At 62.8% G+C, this 13,277-nt stretch carries 11 protein-coding genes; 6 read left to right on the top strand and 5 right to left on the bottom strand.

Annotated elements, in window-relative coordinates; all coding sequences use genetic code 11:
* Positions 1-23 precede the first annotated feature (23 nt).
* Positions 24-1,352, top strand: coding sequence for a DNA polymerase IV (locus EJ066_RS22245; protein ID WP_126041697.1), 1,329 nt, complete (start codon positions 24-26; stop codon positions 1,350-1,352).
* 35 nt (positions 1,353-1,387) lie between these two features.
* Here the strand turns inward: EJ066_RS22245 and EJ066_RS22240 are convergent, their stop codons facing one another.
* On the bottom strand, positions 1,388-1,894 hold the full coding sequence (locus tag EJ066_RS22240) for a hypothetical protein (protein WP_126041695.1): 507 nt from the start codon (positions 1,892-1,894) through the stop codon (positions 1,388-1,390).
* Positions 1,895-2,070: 176 nt separating this feature from the next.
* Between EJ066_RS22240 and EJ066_RS22235 the strand changes: the two genes are divergently transcribed.
* Entirely contained in the window at positions 2,071-2,946 is an 876-nt protein-coding gene (locus EJ066_RS22235) for a DMT family transporter (RefSeq protein WP_126041693.1), read from the top strand.
* 44 nt (positions 2,947-2,990) lie between these two features.
* Here the strand turns inward: EJ066_RS22235 and EJ066_RS22230 are convergent, their stop codons facing one another.
* The 3 genes from EJ066_RS22230 to EJ066_RS22215 form a co-directional block, all read right to left on the bottom strand.
* Positions 2,991-4,001: a methyltransferase gene (locus EJ066_RS22230; protein WP_126041691.1), complete on the bottom strand. Its 1,011-nt coding sequence runs from the start codon at positions 3,999-4,001 to the stop codon at positions 2,991-2,993.
* Between the two features lie 119 nt (positions 4,002-4,120).
* Positions 4,121-7,648, bottom strand: coding sequence for a DNA polymerase III subunit alpha (gene dnaE, locus EJ066_RS22225; protein WP_126041689.1), 3,528 nt, complete (start codon positions 7,646-7,648; stop codon positions 4,121-4,123).
* Positions 7,649-8,001: 353 nt separating this feature from the next.
* Positions 8,002-10,014, bottom strand: coding sequence for an acetyl/propionyl/methylcrotonyl-CoA carboxylase subunit alpha (locus tag EJ066_RS22215; protein ID WP_126041687.1), 2,013 nt, complete (start codon positions 10,012-10,014; stop codon positions 8,002-8,004).
* Positions 10,015-10,214: 200 nt separating this feature from the next.
* On the opposite strand from EJ066_RS22215, the gene EJ066_RS22210 reads away from it, so the two are divergent.
* The 3 genes from EJ066_RS22210 to EJ066_RS22200 are packed head-to-tail and all read left to right on the top strand — an operon-like array spanning position 10,215 to position 12,101.
* Complete coding sequence (locus EJ066_RS22210) at positions 10,215-11,342, top strand: S-(hydroxymethyl)glutathione dehydrogenase/class III alcohol dehydrogenase (RefSeq protein WP_126041685.1); 1,128 nt, start codon at positions 10,215-10,217, stop codon at positions 11,340-11,342.
* A 1-nt stretch (position 11,343) separates the two neighbouring features.
* Positions 11,344-11,616, top strand: coding sequence for a hypothetical protein (locus EJ066_RS22205; protein WP_126041683.1), 273 nt, complete (start codon positions 11,344-11,346; stop codon positions 11,614-11,616).
* Complete coding sequence (locus tag EJ066_RS22200) at positions 11,613-12,101, top strand: YaiI/YqxD family protein (RefSeq protein ID WP_126041681.1); 489 nt, start codon at positions 11,613-11,615, stop codon at positions 12,099-12,101. Before EJ066_RS22205 ends, EJ066_RS22200 begins: the two co-directional genes overlap by 4 nt.
* On the opposite strand, the gene EJ066_RS32615 is transcribed toward EJ066_RS22200, so the two are convergent.
* Positions 12,098-12,742 carry an autotransporter domain-containing protein gene (locus EJ066_RS32615; RefSeq protein WP_348629263.1) on the bottom strand — a complete coding sequence of 215 codons (645 nt, stop codon included), beginning with the start codon at positions 12,740-12,742 and terminating at the stop codon, positions 12,098-12,100. The genes EJ066_RS22200 and EJ066_RS32615 overlap by 4 nt on opposite strands.
* Before the next feature lie 24 nt (positions 12,743-12,766).
* On the opposite strand from EJ066_RS32615, the gene EJ066_RS32610 reads away from it, so the two are divergent.
* Complete coding sequence (locus tag EJ066_RS32610; protein ID WP_348629262.1) at positions 12,767-13,126, top strand: hypothetical protein; 360 nt, start codon at positions 12,767-12,769, stop codon at positions 13,124-13,126.
* Positions 13,127-13,277 lie beyond the last annotated feature (151 nt).

Below are 13,277 nucleotides of genomic sequence, written 5' to 3'. Positions count from 1 at the left end.
GTACCATTGCATTTGTTCTCTTTATGTTCGCAGCGATGGCGGCCCCTGTCAACAATCCCGATCACGGTTTTTGCCGCGACTGCCTGACCTTCCAGCGCAGCGAGACACGGCGCTGCGAACGCTGCGGCAGTCCACGGCTTGCCCGCCATCCGGAGCTCTACCGGCTGCATCTTGCCCATATCGATTGCGACGCGTTTTACGCAGCGGTCGAAAAGCGCGACAATCCGGCGCTGAAGGACCGGCCGCTGATCATCGGCGGCGGCAAGCGCGGCGTCGTCTCCACCGCTTGCTACATCGCCCGCATCCACGGCGTGCGCTCGGCGATGCCGATGTTCAAGGCGCTCGAAGCCTGTCCCGAAGCGGTGGTCCTGCCGCCGGACATGGAAAAATATGCGCGCGTCGGCCGCGAGGTGCGCGCCATGATGCAGGCGCTGACGCCGCTGGTCGAGCCGATCTCGATCGACGAAGCGTTTCTGGACCTTGCCGGCACCGAACGCCTGCATGGCTTGCCGCCCGCGGTGGTGCTGGCGCGCTTCGCGCTCGGCGTGGAGAAGGAGATCGGCATCACCGTTTCGGCGGGCCTTTCCTACTGCAAGTTCCTGGCCAAGGTGGCGTCGGACTTTCGCAAGCCGCGCGGCTTTTCAGTGATCGGCGAGGCCGAGGCATCAGGCTTTCTGGCCGAGCAGCCAGTGACGCTGATCTGGGGCGTGGGAAAAGCCTTCGCCGCCACGCTTGAACGGGACGGCATCCGCATGATCGGCCAGTTGCAGCGCATGGAGCGCAGCGACCTGATGCGCCGCTACGGCGTGATGGGCGACCGGCTCTACCATCTTTCGCGCGGCGAAGACGACCGCCGCGTCCATCCCGACCAGGATGCGAAAAGCGTATCGGCGGAGACCACCTTCGATACCGATATCGCGTCCCTGGATGAACTGGTTTCGGTGCTGAGAGCGCTGTCTGAAAAGGTCTCGGGGCGGCTGAAGAAAGCCGGCATTGCCGGGCGCACCGTCGTGCTGAAGCTGAAGACCCAGGATTTCAAGACCCGCACACGCAACCGGCAGCTCGGCGACCCGACACGGCTGGCGGACCGGATTTTTTCGACCGGGCTCGAGCTGCTGCGCAAGGAAGCGGACGGCACAAGGTACCGGCTGCTCGGCATCGGCATCAGCGACCTCTCAGATGACGAAAAGGCCGATCCGCCCGACCTCGTCGACATCCAGTCGCGCAAGCGCGCCATGGCCGAAGGCGCGATCGACACGTTGCGCGACAAGTTCGGCCGCAAGGCGGTGGAAACCGGCTATACTTTCGGCAAGGGCCGCAACGCCTATCCGCCCGAGCCGATCGAGGACTGAGCGCGATCCCGACCGAGATCCGCGTAGAGCGGCCTTCAGATGCGTCTCAGGTCGATCCGGCTGGTCGTCACGCTCTTGCCGGTCTTCGGATCGACGTCGATAACGGTCAGCCGCATGCCGTCCTCGCCGTTCTTCTCGACCGTCATTTGCGCCTTGCGATCGCCGTTGACCTCCTTCGCCCAGCGGATGCCGAGATTGATGGCATTGCCCGAGCGGCTGCCGCTGAGCTGCGCCGGCCCGGTGCGGGATCCGACATAGGTGCCACTGTACTTCGTCCCGCTGGACTTCAGATCCGCGCTGATGGCACGCGTCACCACAACAAGGCCGCGGCAGCTGCCGTCCAGCGACAATGAACGCGACGTCGCGTCGGAATTGAAACGGCAGGAGACATTCACCGTCGGCGCCTCGGTGGTTACCTTGACGGTCCCCTTGCCGGCGAAATTCCCCTGGAACGAGCGGAGAAAATCGGCCTCGTCGGCATGAGCCGCGCCAGCCGCCGCCGTCAGGCAGCCGGCAAGTACAAATCGCGCGAATGATTTCATCAAATCTCTCCTCGTCGAGATCGGAAACACGGTTCGGCCAAACCCTGGGAATCAACGCCTCCCGCCGCGGCAGGTTCCGCCTTCAACATGACCCTTTTGCAACGCGCCGCGTCTGGCCTAGCCGAATGCGCCGACTAGCGGTTGCGATCAAAGTCCCGGCTTGCGACATAGCGCGCATGACACCCTCGATCTCCAAGGCCGCGTTCTGGATGGCGCTGTCGGTCGCATCGTTTCTGACGATGTCGGTCGCCGGCCGCGCCACGACAGCCGAGCTCAACGTCTTCCAGGTGCTTGAGCTGCGCTCGGTGATCGGCCTTCTCATCCTCCTGCCGCTGGTGATGATATCAGGTGGTTTTGCAGCGATGCGCACCAAACGCCCCGTGGCCCATATCGCCCGCAACGTCGTCCATTTTGTCGGCCAGGGGGCGTGGCTCTATGCCTTGACGCTGATCCCGCTGGCCGTGCTGATCTCCATCGAATTCACGACGCCGATCTGGACCGCCATTCTGGCGGCCAGCTTTCTTGGCGAGAGACTGAGCCGGCCAAGGCTTGCGGCCATCGTGCTCGGGCTGATCGGCGTGGTGATCATCGTGCGTCCGGGCGTCGGCTCCGTCGATCCGGGACATGTTGTCGTGCTGGGCGCCGCGGTCTGCTTCGGCATATCCGTGGTTCTGGTCAAATCGCTGACGCGCACGGACAGCGTCGTGCGCATCATCTTCTGGATGCTGGTCATCCAGTCGGTGCTCGGCCTTGTCCCCGCGCTCTACGTATGGCGCAACCCGCCGCTCGAATTGTGGCCGTGGATCCTGCTGATCGCCTTCACCGGCATGTCGTCGCACTTCTGCATGGCCCGGGCGCTTGCCTATGCCGACGCGACCGTCATCTCGCCGATGGACTTTTTGCGCGTGCCGCTGTCGGCGCTGATCGGCTGGCTGCTCTATCAGGAACAAATCGACGCCTTCACCGCCGGTGGCGCCCTGCTGATCCTGATGGGCAATCTGCTCAATCTGCAGAAAAAAGCGACCAAACCAGCGGAAGTGGCGGCGTCGTAGCCCTGCATTTCAATTGCCCTCGCCGGGTCAGACCCGCAAAGCAATCAGACCGGTTCCGCCTCGATGATGCTGATGCGAGGTCCGGCTTCAATAACATTCACGACCTGGAAATCCGACCCCGCAAGCAGCCCCCTAAATTCTTCCGCCGTGCGCTCCTGCCCGCCCGGCATGACCAGCATGTTCAGATCGCCGAATTTTGCACTGGCGCCTTCGTTGGGCGGCGCCAGAATGCTCTCAAGCACCAGCAGTTTGCCTTCTGGGCGCATTGCCCGGCGGCAGGTTTTCAGGATCCGGATGTTGGTGTCGTCGTCCCAGTCATGCAGGATCCACTTAAGCACAATCGCATCGGCGCCCTCGGGCACCGAGACGAAGAAATCGCCGGCGACGACATCGCATCGATCGGCCACGCCCGCAGCGTCAAAGACCGGGCCGGCCTTCGCCACGACCTGCGGCTGATCGAAAAGAATGCCGCGCTGGCCGGGATTGCGGCGGAGGATTTCGGCAAGTAGCGCGCCCTGCCCGCCCGCGACATCCATGACGACAGAAAACGGCCGGAAGTCATAAGCCGCGATCACCGCGGCGGCGACACCACGCGACATGGCCGTCATCGCCCGGTCGAAGGTGACGGACTCTTCCGGATGCTCCGCCCGGTACTCCCAAACGCTCTTGCCGTAAGCGTGGCGAAAGGCGTTTTCACCGGTGCTGACACTGTGCAGCAGGTCGCTCCATGCCTGACGGAAATAGGGCCGTCCGGCCAGAATCGCCCAAGGCGCGACCGAATGCTGAACATCGGATCGCAACGCGCCGCCAACCGGAGTCAATGAGAAGAACCGGTCTTCGGCCTCATGGAACACGCCGACCGACGCAAGGGCGCGCAGCAGCCGGTAGAGCGCCTGCGGATGGGTATTGGTCAACGCGGCAAGTTCGTCGCTGGTGCGTTTTCCGTCCTTGAGATGGTCTGCGATGCCCAGCGTGGCGGCGACGCATATCGCCTGAGATACCTGGAACCCATTGACCAACTTCTGGAGTTCGGCAGCGGCTGTCCGCTCATCCATGACGCACTCCCCCGGCCGCCGAAAGACCCGGCCGCCGAACTCACAATACCAGCGGCATTGTCACCGGACAATGCCGGCGCTGGGTGGCGGAGCACCGCCGAAACAAACGGAACCGCGCGTCACACAAGCTCCACTTCCACCACGCCCGGTACCGCGCGCATGGCCGACGCGATCTGTGGCGAGACGCGGTAACGGTTGGGCAGTTCGATCTCGACCTCGCCCTGCGCCTCTTCCTTGATGACGATAATGCTCACCTGGCTGTCGCCGCGCTGGGTAAGCTGCGATTGAATCGCCGATGCCGGCCTATCGTCCCGGACAAAGATGCGCAGAGCCTTCTGGATGCGGCTTGCCTCGTCCTCCAGCGACTGCACGGTCTGGATGCGCAGGTTGACGCCTTCGGGCCTGTCCTCGGCCGAAACGGTGATCACCACCGAACGGCCAGGCTCGAGCAGGTCGCGATACTGCGCCAGCCCCTCGGAAAACAGCACCGCCTCATACTGGCCCGACGTGTCGGAGAACTGCACGACGCCCATCTTGTTGCCGGTGCGCGTCTTGCGCTCCTGCTTGGTGGTGACGGTGCCGGCAAGCCGCCCGGCGGCGGCACCGCGCTTGACGGCGGCCGAAAACTCGCCCCAGTTCTGCACCCGCATCTTCTGCAACGCCGCCTTGTATTCGTCCAGCGGATGGGCCGAGAGATAGAAGCCGACCACCTGGAATTCTCGGTGCAGGCGGTCGGCGGCAAGCCATGGATCGGTGGCCGGCAGGTTGAGCGCCTGCGACTGCGCGCCGAGCGAGGCGCCGAAAATGTCGTGCTGGCCCGACATTGCGTTCTGCTGCGCCAGCGACGCCAGCCCCATCATCCGCTCGACGCCCGCCATCATCGCGGCGCGGTCGTGACCGAAACAGTCAAGCGCGCCGGCCATGATCAGGCTTTCGAAGACGCGCTTGCCGACGATCTTCGGATCGACCCTTTCGCAGAAATCGGCGAGGCTCTTGAACGGCTTTTCGCCGCGCTTGGCGACGATATGCTCGACCGCCGCGTCGCCGACGCCCTTGAGCGCGGCCAGCGAATAGAAGATCCGGTTCTCGCCGACCTCGAAGGCGCGAAAACTCGTCATCACCGACGGTGCCACGACATCGATGCCGAGGCGCAGCGCATCCTGGCGGAAATCGGCGAGCTTGTCGGTGTTGCCCATGTCGAGCGTCATCGACGCGGCCAGGAATTCGACCGGATAATGCGCCTTCAGATAGGCCGTCTGGTAGGAGACGACCGCATAGGCTGCGGCATGCGACTTGTTGAAACCGTAGTCGGCGAACTTCGCCAGCAGGTCGAAGATGAAGTCGGCTTGCGGCTTGCCGACGCCGCGTTCGACCGCGCCGGAGACGAAGCGCTCGCGCTGCTTGTCCATCTCGGCGCGGATCTTCTTGCCCATGGCGCGGCGCAAAAGGTCGGCTTCGCCGAGCGAATAGCCGGAGAGCTCCTGCGCGATCTGCATCACCTGTTCTTGGTAGACGATGACGCCTTGCGTCTCCTTCACCAGATGGTCGATCTTCGGGTGGATCGACGCCATCTCCTCCTCGCCATGCTTTCTGGCGTTGTAGGTCGGGATATTCTCCATCGGCCCCGGCCGGTAAAGCGCGACCAGCGCGATGATGTCCTCGATGCAGTCGGGGCGCATGCCGATCAGCGCCTTGCGCATGCCGGCACTTTCCACCTGGAACACGCCGACCACTTCGCCGCGCGACAGCATGGCGTAGGTATCGGGGTCGTCTAGCGGAATGTGGGCGAGATCGATCTCGATGCCGCGGCGGCGGATCAGCTTGACCGCGGTCTCCAGCACCGTCAGCGTCTTCAGGCCGAGGAAGTCGAACTTCACCAGCCCAGCCTGCTCGACATACTTCATGTTGAACTGGGTGACCGGCATGTCCGAGCGCGGATCGCGGTACATCGGCACCAGCTCCCACAGCGGCCGGTCGCCGATGACGATGCCGGCGGCGTGTGTCGAGGCGTGGCGGTAGAGCCCTTCCAGCTTCTGCGCCATGTCGAGCAGCGTCTGGACGATCGGCTCGCGCTCGGCCTCCTCGGCAAAGCGCGGCTCGTTGGCGATGGCGTCGGCGAGCTTGACCGGATTGGCCGGGTTCGACGGCACCATCTTCGAGAGCTTGTCGACCTGGCCATAGGGCATCTGCAGCACGCGGCCGACATCGCGCAGCACCGCGCGAGCCTGCAGCGTGCCGAAGGTGATGATCTGGCCGACCTGGTCGCGGCCGTATTTCTGTTGGACGTAGCGGATGACCTCCTCGCGCCGGTCCTGGCAGAAGTCGATGTCGAAGTCGGGCATCGACACACGGTCGGGATTGAGGAAGCGCTCGAACAGCAGCGAGAAGCGCAGCGGATCGATGTCGGTGATGGTCGTCGAATACGCGACCAGCGAGCCGGCGCCCGAGCCGCGGCCCGGCCCGACCGGAATGCCTTGCGCCTTCGCCCATTTGATGAAGTCGGCGACGATCAGGAAATAGCCGGGGAATTTCATCTTCTCGATGATGCCGAGCTCGAAATCCAGCCTTTCGCGATACTTTTCGACCGTGTAGCCGGGGGTCGGGCCGTGCGCGGCGAGCCGCGCCTCCAGCCCCTCATGCGCCTGTCTGGCCAGTTCCTGCGCCTCCGCCTTCACCGCTGCACCGGCGTCGTCGACATCGCCGCCGGCAAAGCGCGGCAGGATCGGGTTGCGCGTCTTGGGATAGTAGGAGCAGCGCAGCGCGATCTCGACGGTGTTGTCGATCGCTTCCGGCAGGTCGGCGAACAGCTGAGCCATATCGGCCTGGCTTCTGAGGAAATTGTCGGGCGACAGCCGGCGCCGATTGTCGGCGGCGACGACCGAACCCTCGGCGATGGCAATCAGCGCGTCATGCGCCTCATAGTCGTCGCGCGAGGAGAAAAACGCCTCGTTGGTGGCGACCAGCGGCAGGTCATGGCTATAGGCGAGGTCGACGGACGATTGCTCGATGGCCCGGTCATAACCGGCGACCCGTTCCAGTTCGACATAGAGCCGGTCGCCGAACAGCGCCTTGAGCGTCAAAAGCCGTGTCTCGGCGAGATCGCGGCGGTCCTCCTTCAAGGCGTTGCCGATCGGGCCGCGCGGCCCACCGCTGAGGCAGATCAGGCCGTCGCAATGGCCTTGCAGCATCTCGGTCGTCAGATGCACGGCCTCACCGGGCGGCGTTTCGAGATAGACCCGGCTGACCAGCCTGACCAGATTGCTGTAGCCGGCCTCAGTCGCCGCGATCAAAACCACCGGCCGCATTTCCGGGCCTTGCCGCCGGCGGTCGCGCTGGCTGTCGCTGGCTTCACCGGAAAAGGCGAGAGAGGTCTGGCAGCCGATGATCGGCTGGATGCCCTCCTTCACCGCCTTCTGCGCGAATTCGAGCGCGCCGAACAGATTGTTGGTGTCGGTGACGGCGATGGCCGGAGACTCATCCTTGACCGCATGGCCGACGATCGTGCCCAGCTGCAAGGCGCCTTCGAGCAGCGAATAGGCCGAATGCACGCGCAGATGGATGAACGGTCGCGCCGGCGCTTCCGGCCGCGATGCCTTCACAAAGGCCTCGCGCCGCAAGGGGTCGCGTGGAAGTGCCTCATTCGCCATGGTTTTTTAGCACCGCTTGAAAGGACTCGGTCGATGACGATGTATTGTCCCGCACCGGACGATGCGAGTCCAGCAAAGGCACCCCGGGTTCAGGGGAGAAACTCAGGCTTTCGCTTTCGACAAAAGCTAAATTAGGCTCTGGTACCTGCCACCCTACTCCCCCGATCTCAACCCGATCGAGCAGGCCTTCGTTAACCACCAACGCTGGAAGGGGCAGCGCAAACCCGAAGCGATTGCCCTGCAACTGTCGGTAGTTTCAACTTGACAGGTGACGGCAGCTATGCTAGGAATTTATTCATGGTGCTGACTTGCGCCAACGACCCGCCGCCAAGGTGGGTTTTTTGTTTTCAGCCTCACGCAAACTCCATGATCACCGCATCGACCGCGAGGCTATCGCCCGGCTTCGCGTTGAGTTTCGACACGGTGAGATCGCGCTCGGCGCGCAGCACGTTTTCCATCTTCATCGCCTCGACGACCGCCAGCGTCTCGCCGGCCTTGACCTCCTGTCCCTCGGCAACGCCGATCGACACGACGAGGCCGGGCATCGGGCAAAGCAGCATCTTCGACGTGTCCGGCGCCACTTTTTCCGGCATCAGCCGTTCGAGCTCGGCGATGCGCGGCAGCATGGCACGCGCCGTCACCGACATGCCTTTCCAGGCGATGCGAAGCCCGTTCGGCACCGGCCTGATCTGCGCCGCGACCCTGCGGCCGCCGACCATGCCGCGCCAGATGAGATCGCCCGGCCGCCAGTCCGACGCCACCGTCAGCGCCTTGCCACCGTCGATCGACAGATCGAGCTCCATCGGAATGGAGATCATGCCTTCGAAAATCGAGGCCGAAAGGTAATCCTTGCCGATCTTCACCACCCAGTCCCGCTTCAGCACGCCCGAATGCGGCGCCAGCCGCCCGCCCAGCCGGTCGAGCCGGTCGCGGCGCAGCAATTCGACAGCGGTGGCGATCGATGCCAGCACCGCCTTTTCCTCGCCGTTGGGCACGATCGGCGCGAACCCGTCCGGATATTGCTCAGCGATGAAAGCGGTCGATATCAGCCCCTCTCGCCAGCGCGGATGCTGCATCAGCGCAGCCAGGAAGGGTATGTTGTGCTCGATGCCGTCGACGACGAAGCTGTCGAGCGCCTCGGACATGGCGTCTATTGCCGCGAGCCGCGCCGGCGCCCAGGTGCACAGCTTGGCGACCATCGGATCATAGAACATCGAAATCTCCGACCCCTCGGTGACGCCGGTATCGTTGCGGATGACGACGTCGCCGAACTGCCCCTCCTCCGGCGGCCGGTATCTCGTCAGCCGGCCGATCGACGGCAGGAAATTGCGATACGGATCCTCGGCGTAGAGGCGGCTTTCCACCGCCCAGCCGTTCAGCTTGACGTCGCTTTGCTTGATGGCGAGCTTTTCGCCGGCAGCTATGCGGATCATCTGCTCGACCAGATCGATGCCGGTGACGAGCTCGGTCACCGGGTGCTCGACCTGCAATCGCGTATTCATTTCAAGGAAATAGAAGTTCTTTTCGCTATCGACGATGAACTCCACGGTGCCGGCGCTCTGGTAGTCGACCGCCCTGGCCAGCGCCACCGACTGCTCGCCCATGGCTTTCCGGGTCCTCGCGTCGAGGAAGGGTGAAGGCGCCTCCTCGACGACCTTCTGGTTGCGGCGCTGGATCGAGCATTCGCGCTCGCCGAGATAAAGCGCGTTGCCATGCGCGTCGGCCAGCACCTGGATCTCGATATGGCGCGGGTCGACCACGAATTTCTCGATGAAGACGCGGTCGTCGCCGAACGAGCTCTTGGCCTCCGACCGCGCCCGGTCGAACCCGTCGCGCACCTCGGCCTTGCTCCAGGCGATGCGCATGCCCTTGCCGCCGCCTCCGGCCGAGGCCTTGATCATCACGGGATAGCCGATCTCGCCGGCGATTTTCTCGGCATGATCGGCATTCTCGATGACGCCGAGCCAGCCGGGTACCGTGCTGACCTTGGCTGAATTGGCGAATTTCTTCGATTCGATCTTGTCGCCCATCGCCTCGATCGCTCTGGGTTTTGGGCCGATGAAGACGATGCCTTCCTTCTCCAGCGCCTCACAGAAGGATGCGCGCTCCGACAGAAAGCCGTAACCGGGATGCACGGCTTCAGCACCCGTCGCCTTGCAGGCAGCGATGATCTTCTCCGGCACCAGATAGCTCTGCGCGACCGGCGAAGGCCCGACATGCACGGCCTCGTCGGCCATCTCGACATGCACGGCGTCGCGATCGGCGTCGGAATAGACGGCCACGGTGGCGATGCCCATCTTGCGTGCCGTCTTGATAACGCGGCAGGCGATCTCGCCACGATTGGCGATCAGGATTTTTGTGAACATGCGGGTTTTGTTCCCTCGGCTGCCTTTCTTTTATGGGCTTCGCCCGGCCGGTCAAGGCAAGTTGGCGCATATCCCGGGCGCAAATCGGCGATACCGATGAAAACCCGGCCAAGAACTGTCAATTCGTCCCATAGTCCAGAACCTGCAGATAAGCTAAGGCTCGGCCCCGATTGCAGATTTGACTTGAGAGGAGATGCCCGATGAAAACCCGCGCCGCTGTTGCTGTTGCCGCCGGAAAGCCGCTGGAGATCCTGGAGGTCGACCTCGATGGTCCGCGCGAGGGCGAGGTGCTGGTCGAGATCAAGGCGACCGGCATCTGCCACACCGACGAATTCACGCTGTCGGGCGCCGATCCCGAAGGCATCTTTCCGGCGATCCTCGGCCATGAGGGTGCGGGCGTCGTCGTCGACGTCGGCAAGGGCGTCACCTCGGTCAAGAAGGGCGACCACGTCATCCCGCTCTACACGCCGGAATGCCGGCAGTGCCCGTCCTGCCTGTCGAGAAAGACCAATCTGTGCACCGCGATCCGCGCCACGCAGGGGCAAGGGCTGATGCCGGACGGCTCGTCGCGCTTCTCGATCGGCAAGGACAAGATCTTCCACTATATGGGCTGCTCGACCTTCTCCAACTTCACCGTGCTGCCCGAGATCGCGGTGGCCAAGGTCAATCCCGACGCCCCCTTCGACAAGATCTGCTACATCGGCTGCGGTGTCACCACCGGCATCGGCGCGGTGATCAACACGGCCAAGGTCGAGATCGGCGCCACGGCCGCCGTCTTCGGCCTCGGCGGCATCGGCCTCAACGTCATCCAGGGGCTGCGTCTTGCCGGCGCCGACATGATCATCGGCGTCGACCTGAACAACGACAAGAAGGAATGGGGCGAGAAATTCGGCATGACGCATTTCGTCAATCCGAAGGAGATCGACGGCGATATCGTGCCCCATCTCGTCAACATGACCAAGCGCGGCGCCGACCAGATCGGCGGCGCCGACTATACGTTCGACTGCACGGGCAACACCAAGGTGATGCGGCAGGCCCTTGAAGCATCGCACCGCGGCTGGGGCAAGTCGGTCGTCATCGGCGTCGCCGGCGCCGGCCAGGAGATCTCGACGCGGCCGTTCCAGCTGGTCACCGGCCGCAGCTGGATGGGCACCGCCTTCGGCGGCGCGCGCGGCCGCACCGACGTGCCGAAGATCGTCGACTGGTACATGGACGGCAAGATCGAGATCGACCCGATGATCACCCACACGCTGAAGCTGGAGGACATCAACAAGGGTTTTGACCTGATGCATGAGGGCAAGAGCATCAGGAGCGTGGTGGTTTACTAAGGTGAAAGAGGTCCAAACTCGTGTTCGCATACGGTTCATCGACTGGGAAAAATCGACAATCCATCGAATACAGAATTTTGGCGAGGACCTGTGGCGTAGCTATAGAGCGAACAATCGTGTTGAGATCGATTTGGGAGAGATCGATCGTGCGAGAGATGAAATCATCTTCCTCGTTCGCGATACGTTTTTGAAGAAGAGCCTGACCGAGGTGCATCGCTTGCTAAAAGTGCACCTCATGGAAAGTGAAGTGGTCATCGATATCGAGGCGGCATGACGACTGGGATCAGCCAAGAACGAAGCCGCCTACAGATTTACGTCGATGCCGACGCCTGTCCGGTGAAGGCCGAGGTCGAAAAGGTCGCCGAGCGTCACGGCGTCGTCGTCACCTTCGTCTCCAATGGCGGCCTGCGCCCGTCGCGCGATCCGATGATCCGCAACGTCGTCGTGTCCAAGGGCGCCGACGCGGCTGACGACTGGATCGTCGACAATGCCAAGCCCAACGACGTCGTGGTGACATCAGACATCCCGCTTGCCGCCCGCGCGGTGGCGCTCGGTGCCCATGTGCTTGGGCCGACCGGACGCCCGTTCACGCCGGAAACCATCGGCATGGCGGTGGCGATGCGCGATCTCAAGCAGCATCTGCGCGAGACCGGCGAAAGCAAGGGCTACAATGCCAGTTTCGCGCGGCAGGACCGCTCGCGGTTTCTCGGCGAGCTCGACCGCATCTTGCGGCGTGCATTGAAATCCATCACACCTTAGAACGCGACCTTGAGGCCCAGCTTGCCGCTGACGGTTGAACTGTCCTCGGACCATTTGCCGCGAATTTCAGTGCTGACGGTTGTCGATGAAGACATCTTCAGATTGAGGCCGGAGGACAGCGCCACCGAAAAGTCCGCATCCTCGAAATCGCTCTTCAGGCCAGAAACGCTTGCCGTGTTCGAATAGCCGAAACGCTGCTGCAGATCCGCGCGCGCATAGGGGCTGATGACCATGCCGTTTCCGAGCTGGTAATCCGCGTAAACCCCAGGGTCGAACTTGATCGCACCAAACGATAAACGGCTCTTTCCAAATTCAGTGCCGGCGTCGTCCGTGTATGCGTCGCCGGTAAAGGTAACGCCCAAGAGCCCGCCACGAAGGTCGAAACGCATGCGATCGGTCAAGTTGAAGATGCGGCCGATCGACCCTGTTATCGCGTAGCCTTGCGTGTCGTAGCTGCCGTCATTTCCCTTGACGTCCGTGTTGCCCAGGAACGCCGAGGCGGCCACAAGAGCATAGCTGGTGCCTTTACGATAAAGCCCATAGCCGCCGAACATGCCGCTTTTGTTGGTCGCGTCACCGACACCAAAAACGTCGACATCGACGTCAGCCGAGGCATAACCGCCGAACAGCCCCAGATTCAATCCGTGCTCGCTGTCGAACCCGAAATGCTTCGCCGCATTGAAGTCGACACTAACGGCAGCGGAGAATTCGTCGACGTCGAAACTCGGTCCGTCAAAGACGTCGAAATCGTCCGAAACGGTAAAGCCGTCATGCTCCGTGTGGGCCAACTGGCCGGAAGCGAAAACGCCGAACGGCGAAGACTGGGCCGCCGGCGGAGCTGCGACATCCGCCTGGATGATGTCGTCGGACAATTTGAGAAGCGCATCCAGGGACGTGTCGACAATCGCGCTATTGACGGTCACGCCGACATAGCAGTCCGTCAGCAGAAAGCTGCCCTCACTGTCTTCGATACAGGCGTTTGCCTTCGAAGGCAGGAAAACCAATGCAGCACCAATCGAAATTGAGCTCGCGCACAGGCGCAAACGCCAACCCTTGCCTTTCATTGTCCCCTTCCCCTGCTACTTTTGTCGTCTGGCTTAAATATCAGGACATGCAATGCGCAGTTGAACTATGAAAAAACATCACTGACTGCAGTAGATGCGGGTGCAACACTAA

It is taken from the genome of Mesorhizobium sp. M9A.F.Ca.ET.002.03.1.2, assembly GCF_003952365.1.
GTDB lineage: Bacteria > Pseudomonadota > Alphaproteobacteria > Rhizobiales > Rhizobiaceae > Mesorhizobium.
Note: the sequence above shows the minus strand (reverse complement) of the source record. Positions and strands in the feature narration are given on the sequence as shown.

Coding starts and splice junctions, on each gene's coding strand:
- EJ066_RS22240 (WP_126041695.1), bottom strand. CDS start 1,894: ATGAAATCATTCGCGCGATTTGTACTTGCCGGCTGCCTGACGGCGGCG.
- dnaE (WP_126041689.1), bottom strand. CDS start 7,648: ATGGCGAATGAGGCACTTCCACGCGACCCCTTGCGGCGCGAGGCCTTT.
- EJ066_RS22230 (WP_126041691.1), bottom strand. CDS start 4,001: ATGGATGAGCGGACAGCCGCTGCCGAACTCCAGAAGTTGGTCAATGGG.
- EJ066_RS22235 (WP_126041693.1), top strand. CDS start 2,071: ATGACACCCTCGATCTCCAAGGCCGCGTTCTGGATGGCGCTGTCGGTC.
- EJ066_RS32610 (WP_348629262.1), top strand. CDS start 12,767: ATGCTTCGCCGCATTGAAGTCGACACTAACGGCAGCGGAGAATTCGTC.
- EJ066_RS22215 (WP_126041687.1), bottom strand. CDS start 10,014: ATGTTCACAAAAATCCTGATCGCCAATCGTGGCGAGATCGCCTGCCGC.
- EJ066_RS22210 (WP_126041685.1), top strand. CDS start 10,215: ATGAAAACCCGCGCCGCTGTTGCTGTTGCCGCCGGAAAGCCGCTGGAG.
- EJ066_RS22245 (WP_126041697.1), top strand. CDS start 24: ATGTTCGCAGCGATGGCGGCCCCTGTCAACAATCCCGATCACGGTTTT.
- EJ066_RS22200 (WP_126041681.1), top strand. CDS start 11,613: ATGACGACTGGGATCAGCCAAGAACGAAGCCGCCTACAGATTTACGTC.